This is a genomic window from Streptomyces sp. NPDC058674, from assembly GCF_042716505.1.
Taxonomy (GTDB): Bacteria; Actinomycetota; Actinomycetes; order Streptomycetales; family Streptomycetaceae; genus Streptomyces.
Window position 1 is genome coordinate 93,669 of the sequence record NZ_JBHXSC010000008.1, and the last position, 21,588, is coordinate 115,256.

18 protein-coding genes are annotated in these 21,588 nt (G+C 72.5%); 16 read left to right on the forward strand and 2 right to left on the reverse strand.

Features of this window, described 5'->3' with window-relative positions; genetic code table 11:
- Positions 1–115: 115 nt before the first annotated feature.
- The 8 genes from ACFWU6_RS06855 (at position 116) to ACFWU6_RS06890 (ending at position 9,409) form a co-directional block, all read left to right on the forward strand.
- Complete coding sequence (locus tag ACFWU6_RS06855; protein ID WP_383802676.1) at positions 116–1,111, forward strand: ABC transporter permease; 996 nt, start codon at positions 116–118, stop codon at positions 1,109–1,111.
- A gap of 74 nt (positions 1,112–1,185) precedes the next feature.
- Positions 1,186–2,964 carry an ABC transporter substrate-binding protein gene (locus tag ACFWU6_RS06860; RefSeq protein ID WP_383978988.1) on the forward strand — a complete coding sequence of 593 codons (1,779 nt, stop codon included), beginning with the start codon at positions 1,186–1,188 and terminating at the stop codon, positions 2,962–2,964.
- Positions 2,965–3,049: 85 nt separating this feature from the next.
- Complete coding sequence (locus ACFWU6_RS06865) at positions 3,050–4,048, forward strand: ABC transporter permease (RefSeq protein WP_383802680.1); 999 nt, start codon at positions 3,050–3,052, stop codon at positions 4,046–4,048.
- Positions 4,045–5,139, forward strand: coding sequence for an ABC transporter ATP-binding protein (locus ACFWU6_RS06870; RefSeq protein ID WP_383978991.1), 1,095 nt, complete (start codon positions 4,045–4,047; stop codon positions 5,137–5,139). The genes ACFWU6_RS06865 and ACFWU6_RS06870 overlap by 4 nt, the downstream gene beginning before the upstream one ends.
- Positions 5,136–6,254 carry an ABC transporter ATP-binding protein gene (locus ACFWU6_RS06875; protein ID WP_383978994.1) on the forward strand — a complete coding sequence of 373 codons (1,119 nt, stop codon included), beginning with the start codon at positions 5,136–5,138 and terminating at the stop codon, positions 6,252–6,254. Before ACFWU6_RS06870 ends, ACFWU6_RS06875 begins: the two co-directional genes overlap by 4 nt.
- Positions 6,255–6,521: 267 nt before the next feature.
- Positions 6,522–7,178, forward strand: coding sequence for a trimeric intracellular cation channel family protein (locus ACFWU6_RS06880; protein ID WP_383802686.1), 657 nt, complete (start codon positions 6,522–6,524; stop codon positions 7,176–7,178).
- A 70-nt stretch (positions 7,179–7,248) separates the two neighbouring features.
- Positions 7,249–8,106, forward strand: coding sequence for a thioesterase family protein (locus ACFWU6_RS06885; RefSeq protein WP_383802687.1), 858 nt, complete (start codon positions 7,249–7,251; stop codon positions 8,104–8,106).
- Positions 8,107–8,245: 139 nt separating this feature from the next.
- Positions 8,246–9,409 carry a cysteine desulfurase family protein gene (locus ACFWU6_RS06890; RefSeq protein WP_383802689.1) on the forward strand — a complete coding sequence of 388 codons (1,164 nt, stop codon included), beginning with the start codon at positions 8,246–8,248 and terminating at the stop codon, positions 9,407–9,409.
- 67 nt (positions 9,410–9,476) lie between these two features.
- On the opposite strand, the gene ACFWU6_RS06895 is transcribed toward ACFWU6_RS06890, so the two are convergent.
- Positions 9,477–10,172 carry an N-acetylmuramoyl-L-alanine amidase gene (locus ACFWU6_RS06895; protein ID WP_383802691.1) on the reverse strand — a complete coding sequence of 232 codons (696 nt, stop codon included), beginning with the start codon at positions 10,170–10,172 and terminating at the stop codon, positions 9,477–9,479.
- A gap of 68 nt (positions 10,173–10,240) precedes the next feature.
- Here ACFWU6_RS06895 and mnmA point away from each other — a divergent pair, with 68 nt between their 5' ends.
- Positions 10,241–11,374, forward strand: a complete 1,134-nt coding sequence (gene mnmA / locus ACFWU6_RS06900) for a tRNA 2-thiouridine(34) synthase MnmA (protein ID WP_383978997.1) — start codon at positions 10,241–10,243, stop codon at positions 11,372–11,374.
- Positions 11,375–11,385: 11 nt separating this feature from the next.
- Here the strand turns inward: mnmA and ACFWU6_RS06905 are convergent, their stop codons facing one another.
- Positions 11,386–12,309, reverse strand: coding sequence for an NADP-dependent oxidoreductase (locus ACFWU6_RS06905; protein ID WP_383802695.1), 924 nt, complete (start codon positions 12,307–12,309; stop codon positions 11,386–11,388).
- Between the two features lie 124 nt (positions 12,310–12,433).
- Here ACFWU6_RS06905 and ACFWU6_RS06910 point away from each other — a divergent pair, with 124 nt between their 5' ends.
- The 7 genes from ACFWU6_RS06910 to ACFWU6_RS06940 all read left to right on the forward strand — a co-directional run bounded on the left by ACFWU6_RS06910 (position 12,434) and on the right by ACFWU6_RS06940 (position 21,303).
- The gene (locus ACFWU6_RS06910) at positions 12,434–13,408 is read left to right on the forward strand and encodes a GlxA family transcriptional regulator (protein WP_383979000.1); all 975 of its coding nucleotides are present in this window, start codon (positions 12,434–12,436) and stop codon (positions 13,406–13,408) included.
- A gap of 89 nt (positions 13,409–13,497) precedes the next feature.
- Positions 13,498–13,842 carry a DUF1330 domain-containing protein gene (locus ACFWU6_RS06915; RefSeq protein WP_383802699.1) on the forward strand — a complete coding sequence of 115 codons (345 nt, stop codon included), beginning with the start codon at positions 13,498–13,500 and terminating at the stop codon, positions 13,840–13,842.
- Between the two features lies 1 nt (position 13,843).
- Positions 13,844–14,788: a hypothetical protein gene (locus ACFWU6_RS06920; protein WP_383979003.1), complete on the forward strand. Its 945-nt coding sequence runs from the start codon at positions 13,844–13,846 to the stop codon at positions 14,786–14,788.
- Positions 14,789–14,831: 43 nt separating this feature from the next.
- Positions 14,832–15,521 carry an SDR family oxidoreductase gene (locus ACFWU6_RS06925; protein WP_383979006.1) on the forward strand — a complete coding sequence of 230 codons (690 nt, stop codon included), beginning with the start codon at positions 14,832–14,834 and terminating at the stop codon, positions 15,519–15,521.
- Positions 15,518–16,501 carry a methionine synthase gene (locus tag ACFWU6_RS06930; protein ID WP_383802705.1) on the forward strand — a complete coding sequence of 328 codons (984 nt, stop codon included), beginning with the start codon at positions 15,518–15,520 and terminating at the stop codon, positions 16,499–16,501. Before ACFWU6_RS06925 ends, ACFWU6_RS06930 begins: the two co-directional genes overlap by 4 nt.
- A gap of 30 nt (positions 16,502–16,531) precedes the next feature.
- Positions 16,532–18,733, forward strand: a complete 2,202-nt coding sequence (gene ligA / locus ACFWU6_RS06935; protein WP_383979009.1) for an NAD-dependent DNA ligase LigA — start codon at positions 16,532–16,534, stop codon at positions 18,731–18,733.
- A gap of 386 nt (positions 18,734–19,119) precedes the next feature.
- Positions 19,120–21,303, forward strand: coding sequence for a putative bifunctional diguanylate cyclase/phosphodiesterase (locus tag ACFWU6_RS06940; RefSeq protein WP_383802708.1), 2,184 nt, complete (start codon positions 19,120–19,122; stop codon positions 21,301–21,303).
- Positions 21,304–21,588: the final 285 nt, after the last annotated feature.

Here is a 21,588-nt window from a genome sequence, read left to right on the forward strand (position 1 = left end):
GTGCACTTCAGGCGCATTTCGTGCCGATCGCACCATCAGCGACGCCGATAGAACCAAGCCGCCACAGCGGCGGGCATGGGCCGGCCACCGTCGGCCGAGAGGGGTCCCCACCACGATGACGGCACCACTGCACGACACCGGCGCGGCCCAACCCGCGGCCGTGGCAGCGCCCGCACTCCCGCAGAAGGCGATCGAGGGGCGCTCGCCGTGGCAGATCGCCTGGCTGCGCCTCAAGCGTGACAAGGTCGCCCTGGCCGGCGGTGTCGTCGTGCTCCTGCTGATACTCGTCGCACTCTTCGCGCCGCTGATCGTCAAGGCCCTCGGCCACCCGCCGGAGGAGCTGCACGAGGACCTGCTCGACCCGCTGCTCGGCCTGCCGGCCGGGGACTGGGGCGGCATGAGCGGCGACTTCCTGCTGGGCGTCGAGCCGGTCAACGGCCGCGACGTCTTCAGCCGGATCGTCTACGGCGCCAGGATCTCGCTGCTGGTGGCCTTCCTGTCCGCCTTCGTCGCGGTCGGACTGGGCACCTTCTTCGGCATCATCGCCGGCTACTTCGGCGGCTGGATCGACGCGGCCGTCAGCCGTGTCATGGACCTGCTGCTGGCCTTCCCGCAGCTGCTGTTCATCATCGCGCTGATCTCCGTGATCCCCGGCAAGCTGTGGGGCTTCGAGGGATCGGGGCTGCGCATCGCCGTACTCGTGCTGGTCATCGGCTTCTTCGGCTGGCCGTACATCGGCCGCATCGTCCGCGGCCAGACCCTGTCGCTGCGCGAACGCGAGTACGTCGAGGCCGCGCGCAGTCTCGGCGCCGGCCGGATGTACATCCTCTTCCGCGAACTGCTCCCGAACCTGGTGGCGCCCATCACCGTCTACTCGACGCTGATGATCCCCACCAACGTGCTGACCGAGGCCGCCCTCAGCTTCCTCGGAGTCGGCGTCAAGCCGCCCACGCCGTCCTGGGGAGAGACCCTCTCCACGGCCGTGCGGACCTACGAGGACGATCCGCTCTTCATGATCTTCCCCGGCGTGGCGATCTTCATCACCGTGCTGGCCTTCAACCTCTTCGGCGACGGCGTCCGCGACGCCCTCGACCCGAAGGGGTCCCGCTAGCCACCGCAGGGCCAACCAGGAACCGGCTTCCAGCCGTACGTACACCGGAACTACAACGGAGGGTTGCGAGCATCGTGACTACCCATCGCACGTCGAAGCGCAGGCTTGCCGCTGGCACGGCCGTCGTGCTCGCGGCCATGCTGACCGCGACCGCCTGTGGCGGAAGCGACGCCAAGGACGACAAGGCAGCGGCCGGCGGCGCCGGCTTCAACGCGGCCATAGGCAAGATCGCCAACGTGTCGGACAAGAAGGGCGGCGAGCTCAAGTTCGTCGGCACCCAGGAAGCCGACTCGTGGGACCCGCAGCGCGGCTACTACGGCTTCATGTGGGACTTCTCCCGCTACTACGCCCGCCAGCTGATCAGCTACAAGGCCGCGCCGGGTGAGCAGAGCACCGAGCTGGAGCCCGACCTCGCCACCGCGAAGGCCGAGATCAGCGACGGCGGCAAGACGTACAAGTACACCCTCAAGGACAACGTGACCTGGGAGGACGGCACCCCCGTCACCGCCCAGGACGTGAAGTACGGCATCGAGCGCACCTGGGCCCAGGACGTCATCTCCGGCGGCCCGGTCTACCTGATGCAGGTCCTCGACCCGAAGACCGAGTACCCGGGCCCGTACAAGGACACCGCCCCGGACAAGCTGGGCCTCAAGGCGATCGAGACCCCGGACGCGAAGACCATCATCTTCAAGCTCCCGGCGCCCAACGGTGACTTCGAGCAGATGCTGGCCATGCCGGCGGCGAGCCCGGTCAAGCAGGAGAAGGACACCGCGGCCAAGTACGGCCTCAAGCCCTTCTCGAACGGCCCGTACAAGATCGACTCGTACGAGCCCAACAAGAGCATGAAGCTCTCGCGCAACACGAACTACAAGCCCGAGTCGGACACCATCCGCAAGGCGCTCCCGGACACCATCTCGGTCACGTTCATGGCGAACGCGGACGACATGGACAAGCGCCTGATGAACGGCGAGTTCGACCTCGACATCAACGCGACCGGCATCGGCCAGGCGGCCCGCGCCACCGCGCTGAAGGAGCACAAGGACAACCTGGACAACGGCCAGACCGGCTTCATCCGGTACGCCGTCTTCCCGCAGACCGTCGCGCCCTTCGACAACATCGAGTGCCGCAAGGCCGTCATCTACGCGGCCGACAAGAAGTCCCTGCAGACCGCCCGCGGCGGCCCGCAGGCCGGTGGCGACATCGCGCCCAACATGCTCCCGCTGGGCGTCAAGGGCTCCGACGCCAAGTACGACCCGTACGAGGTCCTGAAGAACGACGGCAAGCCGAACGTCGAGAAGGCCAAGGCCGCCCTCGCGGCCTGCGGCAAGCCGGAGGGCTTCAAGACCACCATCGCGGTCCGCAACAACAAGCCGGTCGAGGTCGCCACGGCCGTCTCGCTGCAGAACGCCCTGAAGCAGGTCGGCATCGAGGCCGACGTCGACCAGTTCGACGGCGCCCAGACCTCCGGGATCATCGGTTCGCCGAAGGTCGTCAAGGAGAAGGGCTACGGCATCATCATCATGGGCTGGGGCGCCGACTTCCCGACCGGGCAGGGCTTCTCCCAGCCGCTGGTCGACGGCCGCTTCATCCTGCAGAGCGGCAACAACAACTTCTCCGAGCTGAACGACCCGGCGATCAACACCCTGTTCGACCAGGCCATCGCGGAGACGGACCCGGTCAAGGCCGGCGACATCTACAAGCAGATGAACCAGAAGGTCTCCGAGGCCGCCGTGTACCTGCCCTTCGTCTACGACAAGACGATCAGCTGGCGCAGCACCCGGCTGACGAACGCGTACACCTCCGACGCCTACAACGGCCGGTACGACTACGCGTCGCTCGGCGTCATCAAGTAACCGTCCGTCAGTCCCGTTCCAGTGTTCCAGTGCCACACCCGCTAGGCACGAAGGGCAGGTGATGGCCGCGGCCAGGCCGAGCGCAGTGCTTGCATATCTCATCCGGCGGTTCTTCGCCGTCATCGTCATGCTGTTGGTCATCACGCTGGTGACCTTCGGAATCTTCTTCCTCTTCCCGAAGATGATCGGGACGGATCCGGCGCTGTACTTCGTCGGCAAGCAGTCCGACCCCGCCGCCATCGAGGGCATCCGGCAGAAGATGGGTCTCGACGACCCGATCCTCGTCCAGTTCGGCAAGTTCGTCGTCGGGCTGGTGGCGGGTCGCACGTACGCCAACGGCTCCGACGTCACGCAATGCGCCGCGCCCTGCTTCGGCTACTCCTTCAAGACCGAGCAGGAGGTCTGGCCGCTGCTGACCGACTGGCTGCCGGTCACCCTCTCGCTCGCCGCCGGCGCCGTCGTGCTCTGGGTCATCGGCGGTGTCGCCACCGGCGTCATCTCCGCCCTCAAGCGCGGTACGGTCCTGGACCGCTCGGCCATGGGCATCGCCCTCGCCGGCGTCTCCCTGCCGATCTACTTCACGGGCATGCTCGCCATCGCCCTCTTCTCCGACCAGCTCGGCTGGTTCGGGCGCCCCGAGGCGGGCTTCGCCGACGATCCGGTCAAGTGGTTCAACGGCATGGTCCTGCCGTGGGTCTCGCTCGCCTTCCTCTACGCGGCGATGTACGCGCGGCTCACCCGCGCCACCATGCTCGAAGTCCTCAACGAGGACTACATCCGCACCGCCCGCGCGAAGGGGCTGACGGAACCGGTCGTCATCGGCAAGCACGCGATGCGCTCGACGATGACGCCCATCCTCACCGTCCTCGGCCTGGACCTCGGCGCCCTGATGGGCGGCGCGGTGCTCACCGAGTACACGTTCTCGCTGCACGGCCTCGGCTACAGCGCGGTCCGCGCGATCAGCGAGCACGACCTGCCGGTCATCCTGGGCATCACCCTGATCTCCGCCTTCTTCGTCGTCGCGGCGAACCTCATCGTTGACCTCATGTACGCGGTGATCGACCCCCGAGTGAGGCTGTCATGACCGATCTGACCCGGGCCGGAGCCCTCAACCAGCCCGTCGACACGGCCGTGCCGTCCACCGCCTTCCTGGAGGTCCGCGACCTCAAGGTGCACTTCCCGACCGAGGACGGCCTGGTCAAGTCGGTCGACGGACTGTCCTTCACGCTGGAGAAGGGCAAGACCCTCGGCATCGTGGGCGAGTCCGGATCGGGCAAGTCGGTCACCTCGCTCGGCATCATGGGCCTGCACCGGGTCGGCCAGTACGGCCGCCAGCGGGCCCGCATCTCCGGCGAGATCTGGCTGAACGGCATGGAGCTGCTCTCCGCCCCCGAGGACGGGGTGCGCAAGCTGCGCGGCCGGGAGATCGCGATGATCTTCCAGGACCCGCTGTCCGCGATGCACCCGTACTTCACCATCGGCAAGCAGATCGCCGAGGCCTACCGGGTCCACAACAAGGTCGACAAGAAGGTCGCCCGCACGCGCGCCGTCGAGCTCCTGGACCGGGTCGGGATCCCCGAGCCGCACAAGCGGGTCGACAGCTACCCGCACGAGTTCTCCGGCGGCATGCGCCAGCGCGCGATGATCGCGATGGCGCTGGTCAACAACCCCGAACTGCTCATCGCGGACGAGCCGACGACCGCCCTGGACGTCACCGTCCAGGCCCAGATCCTCGACCTCATCCGGGACCTGCAGAAGGAGTTCGGCTCCGCGGTCATCATGATCACGCACGACCTGGGCGTGGTCGCCGAGATGGCCGACGAACTCCTCGTGATGTACGGCGGCCGGTGCGTCGAGCGCGGCACCGCCGAGAAGGTCTTCTACGAGCCCCGACACCCCTACACCTGGGGCCTGCTGGGCTCGATGCCCCGCATCGACCGCGAGCAGACCGAGCGCCTCATCCCGGTCAAGGGCTCGCCGCCCAGCCTCATCAACATCCCCGGCGGCTGTGCCTTCAACCCGCGCTGCCCGTACGCCGACGTCCCCAAGGGCAACGTGACGCGCACGGTCCGGCCCGAGCTGACGCAGGACGACTCCCGCCACTGGTCCGCCTGCCACATGTCGCAGGACGAGCGGAACCGGATCTGGACCGAAGAGATTGCGCCGAAGCTGTGACCGAGACCCCCGACACGAAGAAGACGGCCACGGCCACCATCCCGCAGCAGGCCACGGACTCTCCCGACGTGCTGCTCAGGGTCGCCGGCCTGACCAAGCACTTTCCTTTCACGAAGGGGCTGCTGCGGCGCCGGGCCGGAGCGGTCAAGGCCGTCGACGGCATCGACTTCGACGTCCGGCGCGGTGAGACCCTCGGCATCGTGGGCGAGTCCGGCTGCGGCAAGTCGACCATGGGCCGGCTGATCACGCGGCTGCTGGAGCCGACCGGCGGCAGCGTCGAGTTCGAGGGCACGGACATCACCCACCTCGGCGTCGCCGCGATGCGCCCGATGCGCCGCGACATCCAGATGATCTTCCAGGACCCGTACGGGTCGCTGAACCCCCGCCACACCGTGGGCACGATCGTCAGCGCGCCGTTCAAGCTGCAGGGCGTACAGCCCGAGGGCGGGCTCAAGGCGGAGGTGCAGCGGCTGCTGTCGCTGGTGGGCCTCAACCCCGAGCACTACAACCGCTATCCGCACGAGTTCTCGGGCGGCCAGCGCCAGCGCATCGGCATCGCGCGGGCCTTGGCCCTCAAGCCGAAGCTCGTGGTCGCGGACGAGCCCGTCTCCGCCCTGGACGTGTCGATCCAGGCCCAGGTGGTGAACCTGCTGGACGACCTCCAGGACGAGCTCGGCCTCACGTACGTGATCATCGCGCACGACCTGTCGGTCATCCGGCACGTCTCGGACCGCATCGCGGTCATGTACCTCGGCAAGATCGTCGAGCTGGCCGACAACGCCTCGCTGTACCGGGCGCCCATGCACCCCTACACGACGGCGCTCATGTCGGCCGTGCCGGTGCCGGACCCGCGGCGGCGCGGGGCCAAGAGCGGCCGCATCCTGCTCAAGGGCGACGTGCCGTCGCCGATCTCGCCGCCGAGCGGCTGCCGCTTCCACACGCGGTGCTGGAAGGCGACGCAGATCTGCACCACGCAGGAACCGCCGCTGCTGGCGCTGAAGACGGGCCACCAAGTGGCCTGCCACCACCCGGAGAACGCCCCCGACCAGGCGCCGGGCGACCGGCCGCTGCCGGGCGCGGCCGACGCGGTGGCCACGGTCACGGTCGTCGAGTAGCGCACCGAGCCCCGCCGCAGACCCGCCCACCCGGGCCCCGCGGCGGGGCCGGGGTGGGCGGGCCATCTCCGGCCCGGGGGGGTGGGGCAGCCCCGGCGGGAGCCGTCCGGCAGATTCAGCCCCGCCGGCGTGTGAGGCGCGGGGTCCGGGGCGGAGCCCCGAGTCCTGGAGCCGCACGGGCCGCCGGCACCGCGCCGCCCACCACCCGGCACCCCCGGCGGGAGCCGTCCGGTGTTCGCGGCCGTCCCCGCAGGTGACAATGGCCCGGTGCTCCACGATCTCTTCCCGCCCGGGGTCCAGCATGCGCTGGACCTCGCGGGCATCTTCGTCTTCGCCACCGCCGGGGCGCTCCTCGCCGTACGCAAGAACTTCGACGTCTTCGGCATCGCGGTCCTCGCCCTGGTGACCGCCCTCGGCGGCGGACTCTTCCGCGACCTCGTGATCGGCGCCGTCCCGCCCGCCGCCTTCGGCGAGCTCAGCTTCTTCATCACACCGCTGATCGCCGCCGCGATCGTCTTCTTCCTGCACCCCGAGGTCCAGCGGATCAACCGCGCCATCAACGTCTTCGACGCGGCCGGCCTCGGGCTCTTCTGCGTGACGGGCACGACCAAGGCGTACGAGTACGGCCTCGGCCTCACCGCCTCGGCCTCGCTCGGGCTGGCCACGGCGGTCGGCGGGGGCGTCCTGCGCGACGTACTGGTCAACGAGGTGCCCTCGCTGCTGCGCGACCGCGAGATGTACGCCGTGCCGGCCATGGTCGGCGCCTCGATGGTCGCCGTCTTCATCGCCCTGGACGCCCTGAACGCCTTCACCACGGCGCTGGCGATCGTCACCACCTTCCTGCTGCGCCTCTTGGCCATCAAGTACCACCTGCGCGCTCCGCTGGCCTGGAACCGGCGCTCCTCGGTGCCCGAGGAGCCGTAGGCCGGGCCCGGAGGAGCCGGGGAAAAAATTAAGCTACCGCTTAGTAGATCGTCGGTGTACCGTCGTTTTCATGTCACACGCAGCTGCCCAGGCATCCATCGGCGACAGCGAGTTCGACCGCGACACCACCATCACCGCCCGCGCGGGCGAGCCCGGGGTGTACGACGCGGAGCTCTCGGCCGGCTGGACGATCATCACCGCCGTCAACGGCGGCTACCTGCTCGCCCTGGTCGGCAGGGCCCTGTCGGCGGCCCTGCCGCACCCGGACCCGTTCACGGTCTCGGCGCACTACCTGACCTCCTCCGTGCCCGGGCCCGCCGTGATCCGCACCCAGGTGGTCCGCATCGGCCGCACCCTCTCCACCGGCCAGGCCTCGCTGTTCCAGTACGACGAGAGCGGCGCCGAGGTCGAGCGCCTGCGCGTCCTCGCCTCATACGGCGAGCTGGCCTCCCTGACCGACGACGTACGCACCACGGCCCTGCCGCCGGCCATGCCCGCGTACGAGGACTGCCTCGGCCCCGAGGCCGGGCCCGCCCCCATCCCCGGCAGCTCGGCGATCGTGGACCGGCTCCGGCTGCGGCTGGACCCGGCGACGGCGGGCTGGGCGGTCGGCCGCCCCTCCGGCAAGGGCGAGATGCGGGCCTGGTTCGAGCTGGCCGACGGCCGCGACGCCGACCCGCTGTCGATGCTGCTGGCGGTGGACGCGCTGCCGCCCACCTCCTTCGACCTCGGCCTGATCGGCTGGACCCCCACGGTGGAGCTGACCACCCACGTCCGCCGCCGCCCGGCCCCGGGCCCGCTGCGGGTCGCGATCACCACGCGCAATCTGGCCGGCGGCTTCCTGGAGGAGGACGCCGAGGTGTGGGACTCGGCGGACCGCCTCGTGGCCCAGTCCCGCCAGCTGGCCCGGGCGCCCCGCCAGGCCTGATCCGCCCGTGCCGCCGGATCCGCCCCGCGCCCGGGGCGGGTCCGGGGCGGCCGCGCGCGCGGTCCGGACGCGCGGTCCGGGCGCCGGGGGAGCACCGCCGGAGTGACGGCGCCCGGCGGACTCGTAGAATCGGGGGATCATGGCCTACCTCGACCACGCCGCCACCACCCCGATGCTGCCGGAGGCCGCCGCGGCGATGACCGCGCAGTTCGCCGCCACGGGGAACGCCTCCTCCCTCCACGCCGCCGGCCGCCGGGCCCGCCGCACCGTCGAGGAGGCCCGCGAGGCCCTCGCCGAGGCGATCGGGGCCCGCCCGAGCGAGGTGGTCTTCACCGCCGGCGGGACGGAGGCCGACAACCTCGCCGTCAAGGGCCTGTACTGGGCCCGCCGCGACGCCGCCCCGGACCGCACCCGCATCCTGGCCAGCCCCGTCGAGCACCACGCGGTCCTCGACGCCGTCCACTGGCTCGCCGAGCACGAGGGCGCGCGCGTCGAGTACCTGCCGGTGGACCGCTACGGCCGCGTGCACCCGGAGGCCTTCCGCGAGGCCGTCGAACGCAGCCCGGACGACGTGGCCCTGGCCACCGTCATGTGGGCCAACAACGAGATCGGCACCGTCATGCCGGTCCGGGAGCTGGCCGCCGTCGCGGGCGAGCACGGCATCCCGCTGCACTCCGACGCCGTCCAGGCCTTCGGGCAGCTCGACGTCGGCTTCGGCGACAGCGGCCTCGCCGCGATGACCGTCAGCGGCCACAAGATCGGCGGCCCCTACGGCATCGGCGCCCTGCTGCTCGGCCGGGACCAGAGCCCGGTCCCCGTCCTGCACGGCGGCGGCCAGGAGCGGCACGTCCGCTCCGGCACCCTCGACGTACCGGCGATCGCCGCCTTCGCGGTGGCCGGGGTCCTCGCCGCCGAGCGGCGCGAGCGGTTCGCCGCCGAGGTCGGCGCCCTGCGCGACGAGCTGGTCGCGGCCGTCCTGGCGGCCGTCCCCGACGCCGTCCTCGGCGGCGACCCGCAGGACCGGCTCCCCGCCAACGCGCACTTCGCCTTCCCGGGCTGCGAGGGCGACTCCCTGCTGCTCCTGCTCGACGCCCAGGGCATCGAGTGCTCCACCGGCTCCGCCTGCACCGCCGGGGTGGCCCAGCCCAGCCACGTCCTGCTCGCCACCGGGACCGACCCGCAACTGGCCCGCGGCACCCTGCGCTTCTCCCTGGGCCACACCTCCACGAAGGCGGACGTGGCCGCGCTGGCCGCGGCCATCGGCCCGGCGGTCGACCGGGCCCGTACGGCAGGCCTCAGCTAGTCCGTCCCGATCGGATCGCGCCGGGCCGAACGGGACGGCCCGGTACCTCCGCGCCCCGGTCACCGCACTAGCCGGCCGCACCACCGGGCGCCGCGGGGGCCCGCAGCGCCTCGCCGACCATCCGGACGTAGCGGTCCCAGTCCCAGTGCCGCCCAGGGTCCGTGTGGTCGGCGCCCGGGACCTCGGAGTGCCCGAGGATGTGCTCGCGGTCCGCCGGTATGCCGTACCGGCGGCAGACGTCGGCCGCGAGCACCGCCGAAGCCGCGTACATCGCGTCCGTGAAGTCCTGCGGGCGGTCCACGAAGCCCACGTGCTCGATGCCGACGCTGCGCTCGTTCATCGAGCGGTTGCCCGCGTGGAAGGCGACGTCCAGCTCGCGCACCATCTGCTCGACGTGCCCGTCCTGGCGGACTATGTAGTGCGCCGACGCCTTGTGCCACGGGTTCCGGAACGCGTCCACCGACGACGCGAACCCGCCCTGTGTGACATGGACGACGATGCGGTCCACGCGGTAGTCGTCCGGCCGGTCCGCCAGCCGCCAGTTCGCCGGGGACGCCGCCGTCCAGCCCGCCCCGGCGTGGTCGAGCTCGCCCTCCTTGCGCGGCTTGGACACCCCCGGCAGCAGCCACCAGGCACGGCTCAGCTCGTCCCGGCCCACGACCGCCGCCGCGGCGACGACCCCGAGCCCGCCGAGCAGCACCGCCCTGCGGCTCCGGCCCGGCCTCGCCGCGGCCTTCCCGCCCTCCGCACCCTCGCCCACCATGTGATCCACCCCCTGACCCCGACAACGCGCCGTGGCCCCTCGCGGTTCCCCGTACCCTGGACGGTGCTATGACTGAGAACCTGCCGCGCACCGCCCGCCCCCTCCGCGTCCTGGCCGCCATGTCCGGAGGCGTGGACTCCGCCGTCGCCGCCGCCCGCGCGGTCGAAGCCGGGCACGAGGTGACCGGCGTCCACCTCGCGCTCTCCGCGAACCCGCAGTCCTTCCGGACCGGCGCCCGCGGGTGCTGCACCATCGAGGACTCCCGCGACGCCCGCCGCGCCGCCGACGTCATCGGCATCCCCTTCTACGTGTGGGACCTCGCCGAGCGCTTCCGCGAGGACGTGGTCGACGACTTCGTCGCCGAGTACGAGGCCGGCCGCACCCCCAACCCCTGCCTGCGCTGCAACGAGAAGATCAAGTTCGCCGCGCTGCTCGACAAGGCCCTGGCCCTCGGCTTCGACGCGGTCTGCACCGGCCACTACGCCACCGTCGTGCTGAACGAGGACGGCTCCCGGGAGCTGCACCGCGCCAGCGACATGGCCAAGGACCAGTCGTACGTCCTCGGCGTCCTCGACGAGCGGCAGCTCGCGCACGCCCTCTTCCCGCTCGGTGACACCCTCACCACCAAGGAGGAGATCCGGGCCGAGGCCGAGGAGCGCGGCCTGGCCGTCGCGAAGAAGCCCGACAGCCACGACATCTGCTTCATCGCCGACGGCGACACCCAGGGCTTCCTCGCGAACCGCCTCGGCAAGGCCGAAGGCGACATCGTCGACGAGACCGGCGAGAAGGTGGGCACCCACGAGGGCGCCTTCGGCTTCACCATCGGCCAGCGCAAGGGCCTGCGCATCGGGCACCCCGCCGCCGACGGAAAGCCGCGCTACGTCCTCGACATCTCGCCGGTGGACAACACCGTCACCGTCGGGCCCGTCGAGGCCCTCGACGTCAGCGCCCTCACCGCCATCCGCCCCCGCTGGTGCGGCTCCACGGCCGCCGCCCCGGGCACGTACACCGCGCAACTGCGCGCCCACGGCGGCGAGAGCGAGGTGTTCGCCGAGCTCGTGGACGGCGAGCTGCGCGTCTCCTTCACCGAGCCGGTCCGCGGCGTGGCCCCCGGCCAGGCGATCGTGCTCTACGACGGCACCCGCGTCGTCGGCTCCGCCACCATCGCGACGACGACGCGCGCCACCGCCGCGTCCGTGTAGCTCCGGCCGGGTCAGGCCACCGTCAGGACGATCTTGCCGGTGGTCCGGCCCCGCTCGCCGATCTCGTGGGCCTCCGCGGCCCGCTCCAGCGGGAGCACCGTGTCGACCAGCGGCTTCAGCAGGCCCTGATCGGCCAGGGCGGCGATCTCCTGGAGGCCCTTGAGGTCCGGCTCGACCAGGAGCCACACGGCGTGCACGCCCTCGGCGCCGTCCGGGACGCCGTCCGGGCCCGGCAGGGTCACCAGGTGGCCGCCCGGCTTCAGCACCTTCAGCGAGCGCCGCCCGTGGTCCCCGCCGACCGCGTCGATCACGACGTCCACCTCGGCGACGGCGTCCTCGAAGTCCGTGGTGCGGTAGTCGATCAGCTCGTCCGCGCCCAGCTCGCGCAGCAGCGCGTGCTTGCCGGCGCTCGCGGTGCCGATCACGTACGCGCCGCGGGCCTTGGCGATCTGCACGGCCAGGTGGCCGACGCCGCCGGCCGCCGCGTGCACCAGCACCCGCTGCCCGGCCGTGACCCCGGCGGTGTCCACCAGCGCCTGCCAGGCGGTCAGCGCGGCCAGCGGCAGCGCGGCCGCCTGCACGTGGTCCAGCGAGGCGGGCTTGCGGGCGAAGTGCCGGGCGGGAGCGGTCACGTACTCGGCGTACGCGCCGGCCTGCTGCGGGAAGCGGGGCATCCCGTACACCTCGTCGCCCGCCCGGTAGAGGGTCACCCCCGGGCCGACCGCCTCGACGGTGCCCGAGACGTCCCAGCCGACCATCGGGACCTCGCCCCAGCCGATGAGGGCGCCGCTGGCCCGGGTCTTCCAGTCGGCCGGGTTCACGCCGGCCGCGTGGACCCGTACCAGGATCTCGTTCAGCCCCGGCTCGGGCCGCTCGGCCTCGACCTCGCTGAGGACCTCGGGTCCACCCCACTGACTGACGACGACCGCACGCATGAGTGTCTCCTTCGTAGTGCTCGGCTGTGCTCCGGACCGGTTCTCCCGGCCGACCGCACCAGCTTGGTGCCGTCCGCCCGCGCGTGGGGATGGCCAGACGGCCACCATGTGACAGGATCTGGCCATGCACCGTGTAGCCGTACTCGCCCTCGAAGGCGTCGCCCCGTTCGAGCTCGGAATGCCGTCCCGGGTGTTCGGCAACGCCCGCGCGCAGGACGGCAGCCCCTTGTACGAGGTCACGGTCTGCACCGCGGACGGCCTGCCCGTGGCCAGCGACGCGGGCTTCACCATCGGGGTCGCCGCCGGCCCCGAGGCGCTCGCCGCGGCCGACACCGTGATCGTCCCGCCGGCCCACGCCCTGCCCGCGCTCCTGCGCGGGGAGCCCCTGCCGCAGGCCCTGGCCGCGGCCCTCGCCGGCATCCGCCCCGGCACCCGGATCGTGTCCATCTGCACCGGCTCCGAGGTGCTCGCCGCCGCCGGCCTGCTCGACGGCCGGGCCGCGACCACCCACTGGGTGCACGCCCCGGAGTTCCGGCGGGCCTTCCCCCGCGTCCGGCTCGACGAGGAGGTCCTGTTCGTCGACGACGGCGACATCCTGACCTCCGCCGGGGTGGCCGCGGGCATCGACCTGTGCCTCTACCTGATCCGCCGGGACTACGGCACGGCCGTCGCCAACCGCGCCGCGCGGCTGTGCGTCGTACCGCCGTGGCGCGACGGCGGGCAGGCCCAGTACATCGACCGGCCGGTCCCGGAGCCCACCGTAGCCGCCACCACCGCCACCCGGGCGTGGGCCCTGGAACGCCTCGCCGAGCCGATCAGCCTGGCCGAGCTCGCCGCCCACGCGCGGATGAGCCTGCGCACCTTCACCCGGCGCTTCCGCGACGAGGTCGGGATGACCCCCGTGCAGTGGCTCACCGCGCAGCGCCTGGAGGTGGCCCGGCACCTGCTGGAGTCCAGCGACCTGCCCGTCGACCTGGTCGCGCACCGCTCCGGCTTCGGCTCCGCCAACTCGCTGCGCCAGCACATGCGCAGCGCCCTCGGCGTCTCGCCGATCGGCTACCGCCGCACCTTCCAGCCGGGCAGCCCGGCCCTGGCATGACCTCCGGGGTAATCGACCCGCAGGCGGCCGTTCGGCAGGATCTTCCCGACGGCCCGGAACACCCGGGCCGACCGACCGGGGAGACGACCATGACCGCGTACGCCATCGCCCACCTGCGCCCCGGGACGATGAACGAGGACGTCCTGCGCTACATCGAGGAGATCCAGGCCACCATGGACCCCTTCGGCGGCCGCTTCCTCGTCCACGGCAAGGAGGTCGAGGTCCTGGAAGGCCCCTTCCCCGGCACGGTCGTGGTGATCGGCTTCCCGGACATCGACAGGGCCCGCGCCTGGTACGCCTCGGCCGCCTACCAGGAGATCCTCCCGCTGCGCACCGGCCACATCGCGGGCGAGGCCGTCCTGGTCGAGGGTGTCGCCCCCGACTACGACGCCGCGAAGACGGCCGCCGACCTCCGCGCGGCCGCGGGTCTGTGACATGAGCGACTACGCCACGTACGTCCTCGGCGGCCCCGACGGCTACACCGGCTACGCCGACGAGTGGGGCGCCATCGGCCTGGACCTCGACCTGCTGGCCGGCCCCGACGTCCTCCTGCCGTTGCTGGACGCCGGGACTTATGCGCCCGTGGACTGGGGTGCGGACGACTACGTGCAGTCGGGCGTCCTGGCCGACCCCGACCGCAAGGCCCTGCTGTTCTTCGCGGTCGAGGGCCCGGCCGCCTCGTCGCGCACCCGCGCCGCCTTCTTCGCCATGCTGGGTCACGCCTGGCCCGGCTGGGACGTGCGCTGGGTCAGCGACGGCCAGGCCGACCTGCGGAGGTACCTCGGTGAGCCGGTGGAAGACCACGGCCACCCGGTCTCTTCCTTCGTGGGCTCCGCCATCGGCCCGGACGACCGGACCCTGACCCGGGCGGACCCGCCGGCGATGGTCGTCACCATCGGCGCGGACCGCTGTCACGTACTCACCGGCATCGTCGACCTCGCCTTCGCCGAGGGCTCCGGCCTGCTCGGTCGGCTGGACGGCGCCCCCCGGCACGACGCGTACCGGACGCACGCGCAGGGCGGGATCCACATCGATCCGAAGCACCGGCGGGTCGGCTGGTGGCTCAGCGGCACGCTCGAGTACGTGCGTACCCCGGCCGCGGCCTGGGAGGGCTGGACGGTGGAGTTCTGGGAGGACCGCTGGTGGGAGCAGACCCGGGCCTCGGGCGGCCGCTTCGATCCGCCCGTGCCGGACCGGGCGGCCGCGCTGGCCGAGGTACGGGACGAGGCCCTGCGGTACTGGACCGGACCGAGGAGCGGCGATCCGGCCGGGGTCACCGCCCTGGCCGGGCTCAGCCAGGTCGCGGGCCTCACCGCCCGGCAGGCCCCCGCCGCCCGAGCCGCGATCGAGCGCGCCTACGCGGCGGCCGCGGGACTCTGACCTCCGGGGCAACGGCAGCCCCAGGAGTGCGAGCATGGGCGGTATGGCTACTCACCTGATCACCGGTGCCGGATCCGGCATCGGCGCCGCCGTCGCCGCCCGCCTGCACGCCCGCGGCGACGACATCGTCCTGCTCGCCCGGGACGCGGGCCGCGCCCGCCGGCTCACCGACCGCTACCCGGGCGCCACCGCCCTCGTCGGCGACCTCGCGGACCCCGACCGGCTCTCGTGGGCCTTCTCCAAGCAGGCCGTCCCCGAGCGCATCGACTCCCTGCTGCACATCGCCGGGATCGTCGACCTCGGCCCCGTCGGCGACCTGCGCCCCAAGACCTGGCACCAGCAGCTCAACGTGAACCTGGTCGCCCCCGCCGAGGTCACCCGGCTGCTGCTGCCCACCCTGCGGGCCTCGCACGCCGACATCGTCTTCGTGAACTCCGGCGCCGGGCTCCACGCGCACGCGGACTGGAGCGCGTACGCCGCCTCCAAGCACGGGCTGAAGGCCCTCGCCGACTCGCTGCGCGCCGAGGAGAAGCCGAACGGCGTCCGCGTCACCTCCGTGTACCCCGGGCGCACCGCCACCCCCATGCAGGCCAAGGTGCACTCCCAGGAGGGCAGGGAGTACGACCCGGCCGCCTGGATCGACCCCGAGTCGGTGGCGACGACCATCGTCATGGCCATCGACCTGCCCCGCGACGCCGAGGTCAACGACCTGACCGTCAGGCCCGGCCGATGAGCGCGGGCGCCACCGGAGTCGGCTCGCTGCCCGGCGGCGACGCCCGCGAGGCCGCCAAGACCGTGACGGGCTCCTTCGAGGACTTCCCGTACCTCGCCGAGCTGCCCGCCCGCGGGCCCGGCGCGGACATGGTCGGCCGGTCCCTCGGACTGCTGGTCGACCTGTACGCGCACGTCGAGCCGAGCGGCTGGCGCATCAGCGACCGCCCCGGCCGGGACACCCGCCGGGCCCGGTCCTGGCTCGGCGAGGACCTGGACGCCCTGGAGGAGTTCACCCAGGGGTACACCGGGAAGCTCAAGGTCCAGGCCGTAGGACCGTGGACGCTGGCCGCCGCCCTGGAACTGCACGGCGGCGAGGCCGTGCTCCAGGACGCGGGCGCCTGCCGGGACCTGGCCGGCTCGCTCGCCGAGGGACTGCGGGAGCACCTGGCCGACGTGCGCAGGCGCATCCCCGGCGCCGAGATCGTGCTGCAGATCGACGAGCCCTCCCTGACCGCCGTCCTGCTCGGCCGCGTGCGGTCGGCGAGCGGCTACCGCACCTACCGCGCCGTCGACCGGCAGGTCGTCGAGGGCACCCTGCGCGACCTCTTCTCCGTCCACGACGCGGACGTGACCGTGCACTCCTGCGCGCCCGAGGTCCCCTTCGCCCTGCTGCGGCGAGCCGGTGCGACGGGCGTGTCGTTCGATTTCTCCCTGCTCACCGAGCGCGAGGAGGACGCCATCGGCGAGGCCGTCGAGAGCGGCACGAAACTCTTCGCCGGAGTGGTGCCCGGCACCGACGGCCCGTTGTCCGACCCGGGCGGTAGCGTCATGGGTGTCAGGAAGCTTTGGCGCAGGTTGGGGCTGGCCCCGGGGACTCTGGCGGAGTCCGTCGTGGTCACTCCCTCGTGCGGTCTGGCGGGCGCTTCGCCCGCCTACGCCCGCGCGGTGCAGGCGCATTGCGTCAGGGCGGCGAGGTCGCTCGCCGACAACCCTGAGTGACGATCGGGACGGGCCACGGGAGGACACGGCATGGCAGCCGAACAGCAGGACACGGCAGTACCGGCGGCGGTGCGTGAGCAGCACGCCCTGCTGGCCGAGCAGATCGAGGAGCACCGCTTCCGGTACTACGTGAACGACCAGCCGGTCGTCAGCGACGCCGAGTTCGACACGCTGCTGCGCTCGCTGGAGGCACTGGAGGAGCAGTATCCGGAGCTGCGCACGCCCGACTCGCCCACCCAGAAGGTGGCCGGGGCGTACGAGACGGACTTCGCCTCCGTCGAGCACCGGGAGCGGATGCTCTCCCTCGACAACGCCTTCGACGACGAGGAACTGGCCGCCTGGGCCGAGCGGGTGGCCCGGGACGTCAACACCTCCGACTACCACTACCTGTGCGAGCTGAAGGTGGACGGCCTCGCCGTCAACCTCACCTACGAGAACGGCCGCCTCACCCGCGCCGCCACCCGCGGCGACGGCCGCACCGGCGAGGACATCACGCCCAACGTCCGCACCATCGCCGAGATCCCTGACCGCCTCAAGGGCGACCGGATCCCGGCGCTCGTCGAGATCCGCGGCGAGGTGTTCTTCCCGATGGAGAAGTTCGAGGAGCTCAACGCCCGGCTCGTCGAGACGGAGGGCAAGCCCTTCGCCAACCCGCGCAACGCGGCGGCCGGGTCGCTGCGCCAGAAGGACCCGAAGGTCACCGCGAGCCGGCCGCTGCACATGGTCGTGCACGGCATCGGCGCGCGCGAGGGCTTCGAGATCCAGCGCCAGTCGCAGGCGTACGAGCTGCTCCGCGAGTGGGGCCTGCCCACCGGCGGGCACAACAAGGTGGTCTCCTCGCTCGCCGAAGTCCGGGAGTTCATCGCGTACTTCGGCGAGAACCGGCACTCGGTGGAGCACGAGATCGACGGCGTCGTCGTCAAGCTCGACGAGGTGTCCCTCCAGGGCCGGCTCGGCTCCACCGCGCGTGCCCCGCGCTGGGCCATCGCCTGGAAGTACGCCCCCGAAGAGGTCAACACCAAGCTGATCGACATCAAGGTCGGCGTCGGCCGCACCGGGCGGGTGACCCCGTACGCGCAGGTGGAGCCGGTGACGGTGGCGGGCTCCGAGGTCGAGTTCGCGACCCTGCACAACCAGCAGGTCGTCAAGGCCAAGGGCGTCCTGATCGGGGACACCGTGGTGCTGCGCAAGGCGGGCGACGTCATCCCCGAGATCCTCGGCCCCGTGGTCGACCTGCGGGACGGCGGCGAGCGGGAGTTCGTGATGCCGGCCGAGTGCCCCGAGTGCGGGACGGAGCTGCGGCCGATGAAGGAGGGGGACATCGACGTCCGGTGCCCCAACGCCCAGACCTGCCCCGCCCAGTTGCGCGAGCGGCTGTTCTACCTCGCCGGCCGGCAGAGCCTGGACATCGAGAACTTCGGCATGGTGGCGGCGGCCGCGCTGACCGGACCGCTGGAGCCGGCCCGGCCCCCGCTGCTGGACGAGGGCGACCTCTTCGGCCTGACCATCGAACAGCTGCTCCCCATCAAGGCGTACGTCCTGGACCAGGACAGCGGACTGCCCAAGCGGGACCCCAAGACCGGCGAGGAGAAGGTCGTCACGGTCTTCGCCAACCAGAAGGGCGAGCCGAAGAAGAACGCCCTGGCGATGCTGGAGAACATCGCGGCGGCCAAGGACCGGCCGCTGGCGCGCTTCATCAACGGCCTGTCGATCCGGCACGTCGGCCCGGTGGCCGCCGAGGCGCTCGCCCGCGAGTTCCGTTCGGTCGAGCGCATCGAGCAGGCCACCGAGGAGGAACTGACGGCGACCGAGGGGGTGGGCGCGATCATCGCGGCCTCGCTCAAGGAGTGGTTCGCCGTCGAATGGCACCAGGAGATCCTGCGCAAGTGGCGTGCGGCCGGCGTCCGGATGGAGGAGGAGGGCTCCGACGAGGAGCAGGGGCCCCGACCGCTGGAGGGGCTCACCGTCGTCGTCACGGGCACCCTGCAGAGCCACACCCGGGACGGGGCCAAGGACGCCCTGCAGAGCCGGGGCGCCAAGGTCACCGGCTCGGTGTCGAAGAAGACCTCGTTCGTCGTGGTCGGCGACAACCCGGGCTCCAAGTACGACAAAGCCGTGCAGCTGAAGCTCTCCATCCTCGACGACGCGGGCTTCGCCGTCCTGCTGGAGCAGGGGCCCGACGCGGCCCGGGAGGCGGCGCTCACGCCGGACGGGGACACCGGAGCGGAGTAGGGCCCGGAAGGGAACCCTTCCGGGGCAGCGGCGCGGGCGAACGGATGCGTGGCGTGCGTCCGTACGGGCGGGCGCACGCCAGGCGCGGCGGGCGGTGGCAAACGGCCGGTACAGGGCTGTTCGCAGGGCGGTGACCTGTCGGATCATCGGATGGACGACCGGGGGTCCTGGTCCGAACTCACCCGTTCGGCGGATACCGTACTGATGAGGATGGCTGGGTCGCATTCGGGCAACCACCGCCGACCGCTGCCCCTGGAAGGCTCCCGCGTCCTACTGTTGAGGGGTGCGCCTGTCGTGCACGGCAGCGGGACGCGATTCCGGCCGTGATGGCATGACATCGGGGCCATCGCGTGACATCGGCATCGCCGGCTGTGAGAGGGACGGGCATGAAACCCACCGAAAGCGCCGACCCGTCACCTGAATTCGGCGGGGAACCCCCGTCCATGCGGGCGGGCCGGTTCGGTGTCCTGGGCGCCAGGACACCGGAGACCCGACCGCTGGACACCGGTGCGTGCACGACAGGACAGCGGCGCGGCGCGCTGCCCTTCGTCATCGTGGGCCTGTCCGCCGCGCTCCTCGCGGCCGGCGTCGTCTCCGCACTGACCGGCCGTCAGGCGCTCTTCCCCGGCGGCGCGGTGGGCTGGGCGCTCGCCCTGCTCACGGGGATCATCGTCGGCCACCTCGTCGCACTCGGCCGCGACCGCTGGTGGGGCGGGACCGGATCCGGCGCGGCCCTCACCCTCGGCGTCCTCATCCTCTACGGATGGCTGCCCGCCGGCCTCGTCTCCCTCGCCGTGGTCTCCCTGGTCGGGGCCGCGCGCCGGCACCGCTGGCGGCAGGGGCTGCTGCACGGCTCCGTGGACATCCTCGGCATCGGCGCGGGAGCCCTGGTGCTCGGCGCGTTCGGCCAGGCGCCGTCCGTCGAGACGCCGTGGCGGCCCGACACCTGGGACCTCGAGGCGCTCCCCGCGGTCGTCCTCGTCGCCGTCTCCTACCTGCTCGTCACCCGGGCCCTGCTCTGGCTCGCCCTGTCCCGGCGCGGTGGCGGCCTGCCCACCGCGGCCCGCACGGCCCTGGTCCGCCAGGCGTTAGTCGCGGTCGCGCTGCTCGGCATCGCCCCCCTGATCTGCGTCGTCGCCGTCGCCCAGCCGGTGCTCCTGCCGCTGTTCGCCGTACCGCTGATCGCGCTGGACTCCACCCTGTGGATCGCCCGGGCGCGCGCCGAGGAGCAGCTGCGGGACCCGCTCACCGGGCTGCCGAACCGGCAGTGGCTGCTGGAGCGGACCTGGAGCGCCCTGGACGAGGCCGAACGCCTGGGCACCCGGACCGCGCTCGTCCTGATCGACCTGGACCGCTTCCGGGCGGTCAACGACACCCTGGGCCACCTCGCCGGAGACCGGCTGCTGCTCCAGATCGCCGACCGGCTGCGCCAGGCGCTGCCGCAGGACGCGGAGGCCGCGCGGCTCGGCGGCGACGAGTTCGCCGTCCTGCTGCCCGTCGCCGACTCCACCACCAGTGCCCAGCGGATCGCCCGCCACCTGGTGGCCGAGCTCAGCTCCCCCCTGGACCTGGACGGCCTCACCCTCGTCCTGGAGGCCAGCGCCGGCCTCGCCGTCTTCCCCGACCACGCGCTGGACGCCGAGGGGCTGCTGCGCCGCGCGGACGTGGCGATGTACCAGGCCAAGCGGGACCGCACGGGCGTGGAGGTCTACGAGTCCAAGCGGGACAGCAACACACCCGACCGCCTCGGCCTCCTCGGGGACCTGCGCAGAGCCCTCGACGCGGGCGAAGTGGAACTCCACTACCAGCCCAAGGTCCGCTTCGACGGCCAGGTGGCGGGGTTGGAAGCACTGGTCCGCTGGGTGCATCCGGAGCGCGGCCGGGTGTCCCCCGACGAGTTCATCGCGATCGCCGAGACCTCCGGCCTGATGCCGCACCTGACGGAGTACGTCCTGGAGACCGCGCTCGCCCAGGTGGCGCGCTGGCGGGCCCAGGGCCTGAAGGTGCCCGTCGCCGTCAACGTCTCGCCGCGCGACGTCCACACCCCGGGCTTCGCCGGCGCGGTGGCCGCACGGCTGGCCCGGCACGGGGTCCCGGCGAGCGGCCTCCAACTGGAGATCACGGAGCACGTGCTGCTGGAGGACCCCCAGCGGGCGGCGGACACCATGGCCGGGCTCACCGGCCACGGCGTGAAGATGTCGCTGGACGACTTCGGAACGGGCTACTCCTCCCTGGTGCACCTGCGGCGGCTGCCGGTCAGCGAGTTGAAGATCGACCGGTCGTTCGTCGGCCGGCTCGCGGTCGACGCGCAGGACGCGGAGATCGTGCGGTGCACGGTGGACCTGGCGCACTCCCTGGGCCTGCTGGTGGTGGCCGAGGGCGTGGAGGACGACGAGACCTGGGAGCGGCTGCGGGACCTGGGATGCGACGCGGTGCAGGGCTGGCTGGTCGCGGCCGCGATGCCGCCGCAGGAGGCCACGGCCTGGCTGCTGGCCCGCGGGGAACGGGGCTGGCGCCGCCCGGCGGACATCTCGGCCGAGCTCGCTGCCGCCGAGGCCGAAGCCGTCTGACGCCACCACCCGCGCCGGCCCACCCCGCGCCCCCGGCCCACCGCTGCGCCCAGGCCCCACCCCCGCGCCCCAGGCTCATCGCGCCCAGGCCACCCCCGCGCCCAGGCTCATCGCGCCCCCGATCCGCCGCGCCCCCGCCCGCCGTCGCGCCGCCCTCCCGGGGGCTCCGGCGCCGGGCTCCGGGGGCCGCGCGGGGCGGGCCCGGACCGGCCCGCCGGAAACCGGTTTCACGCGTCCGGGGCCCAGCCCCATAGGATTGGGCCCGCAACCACATACTCACCACCC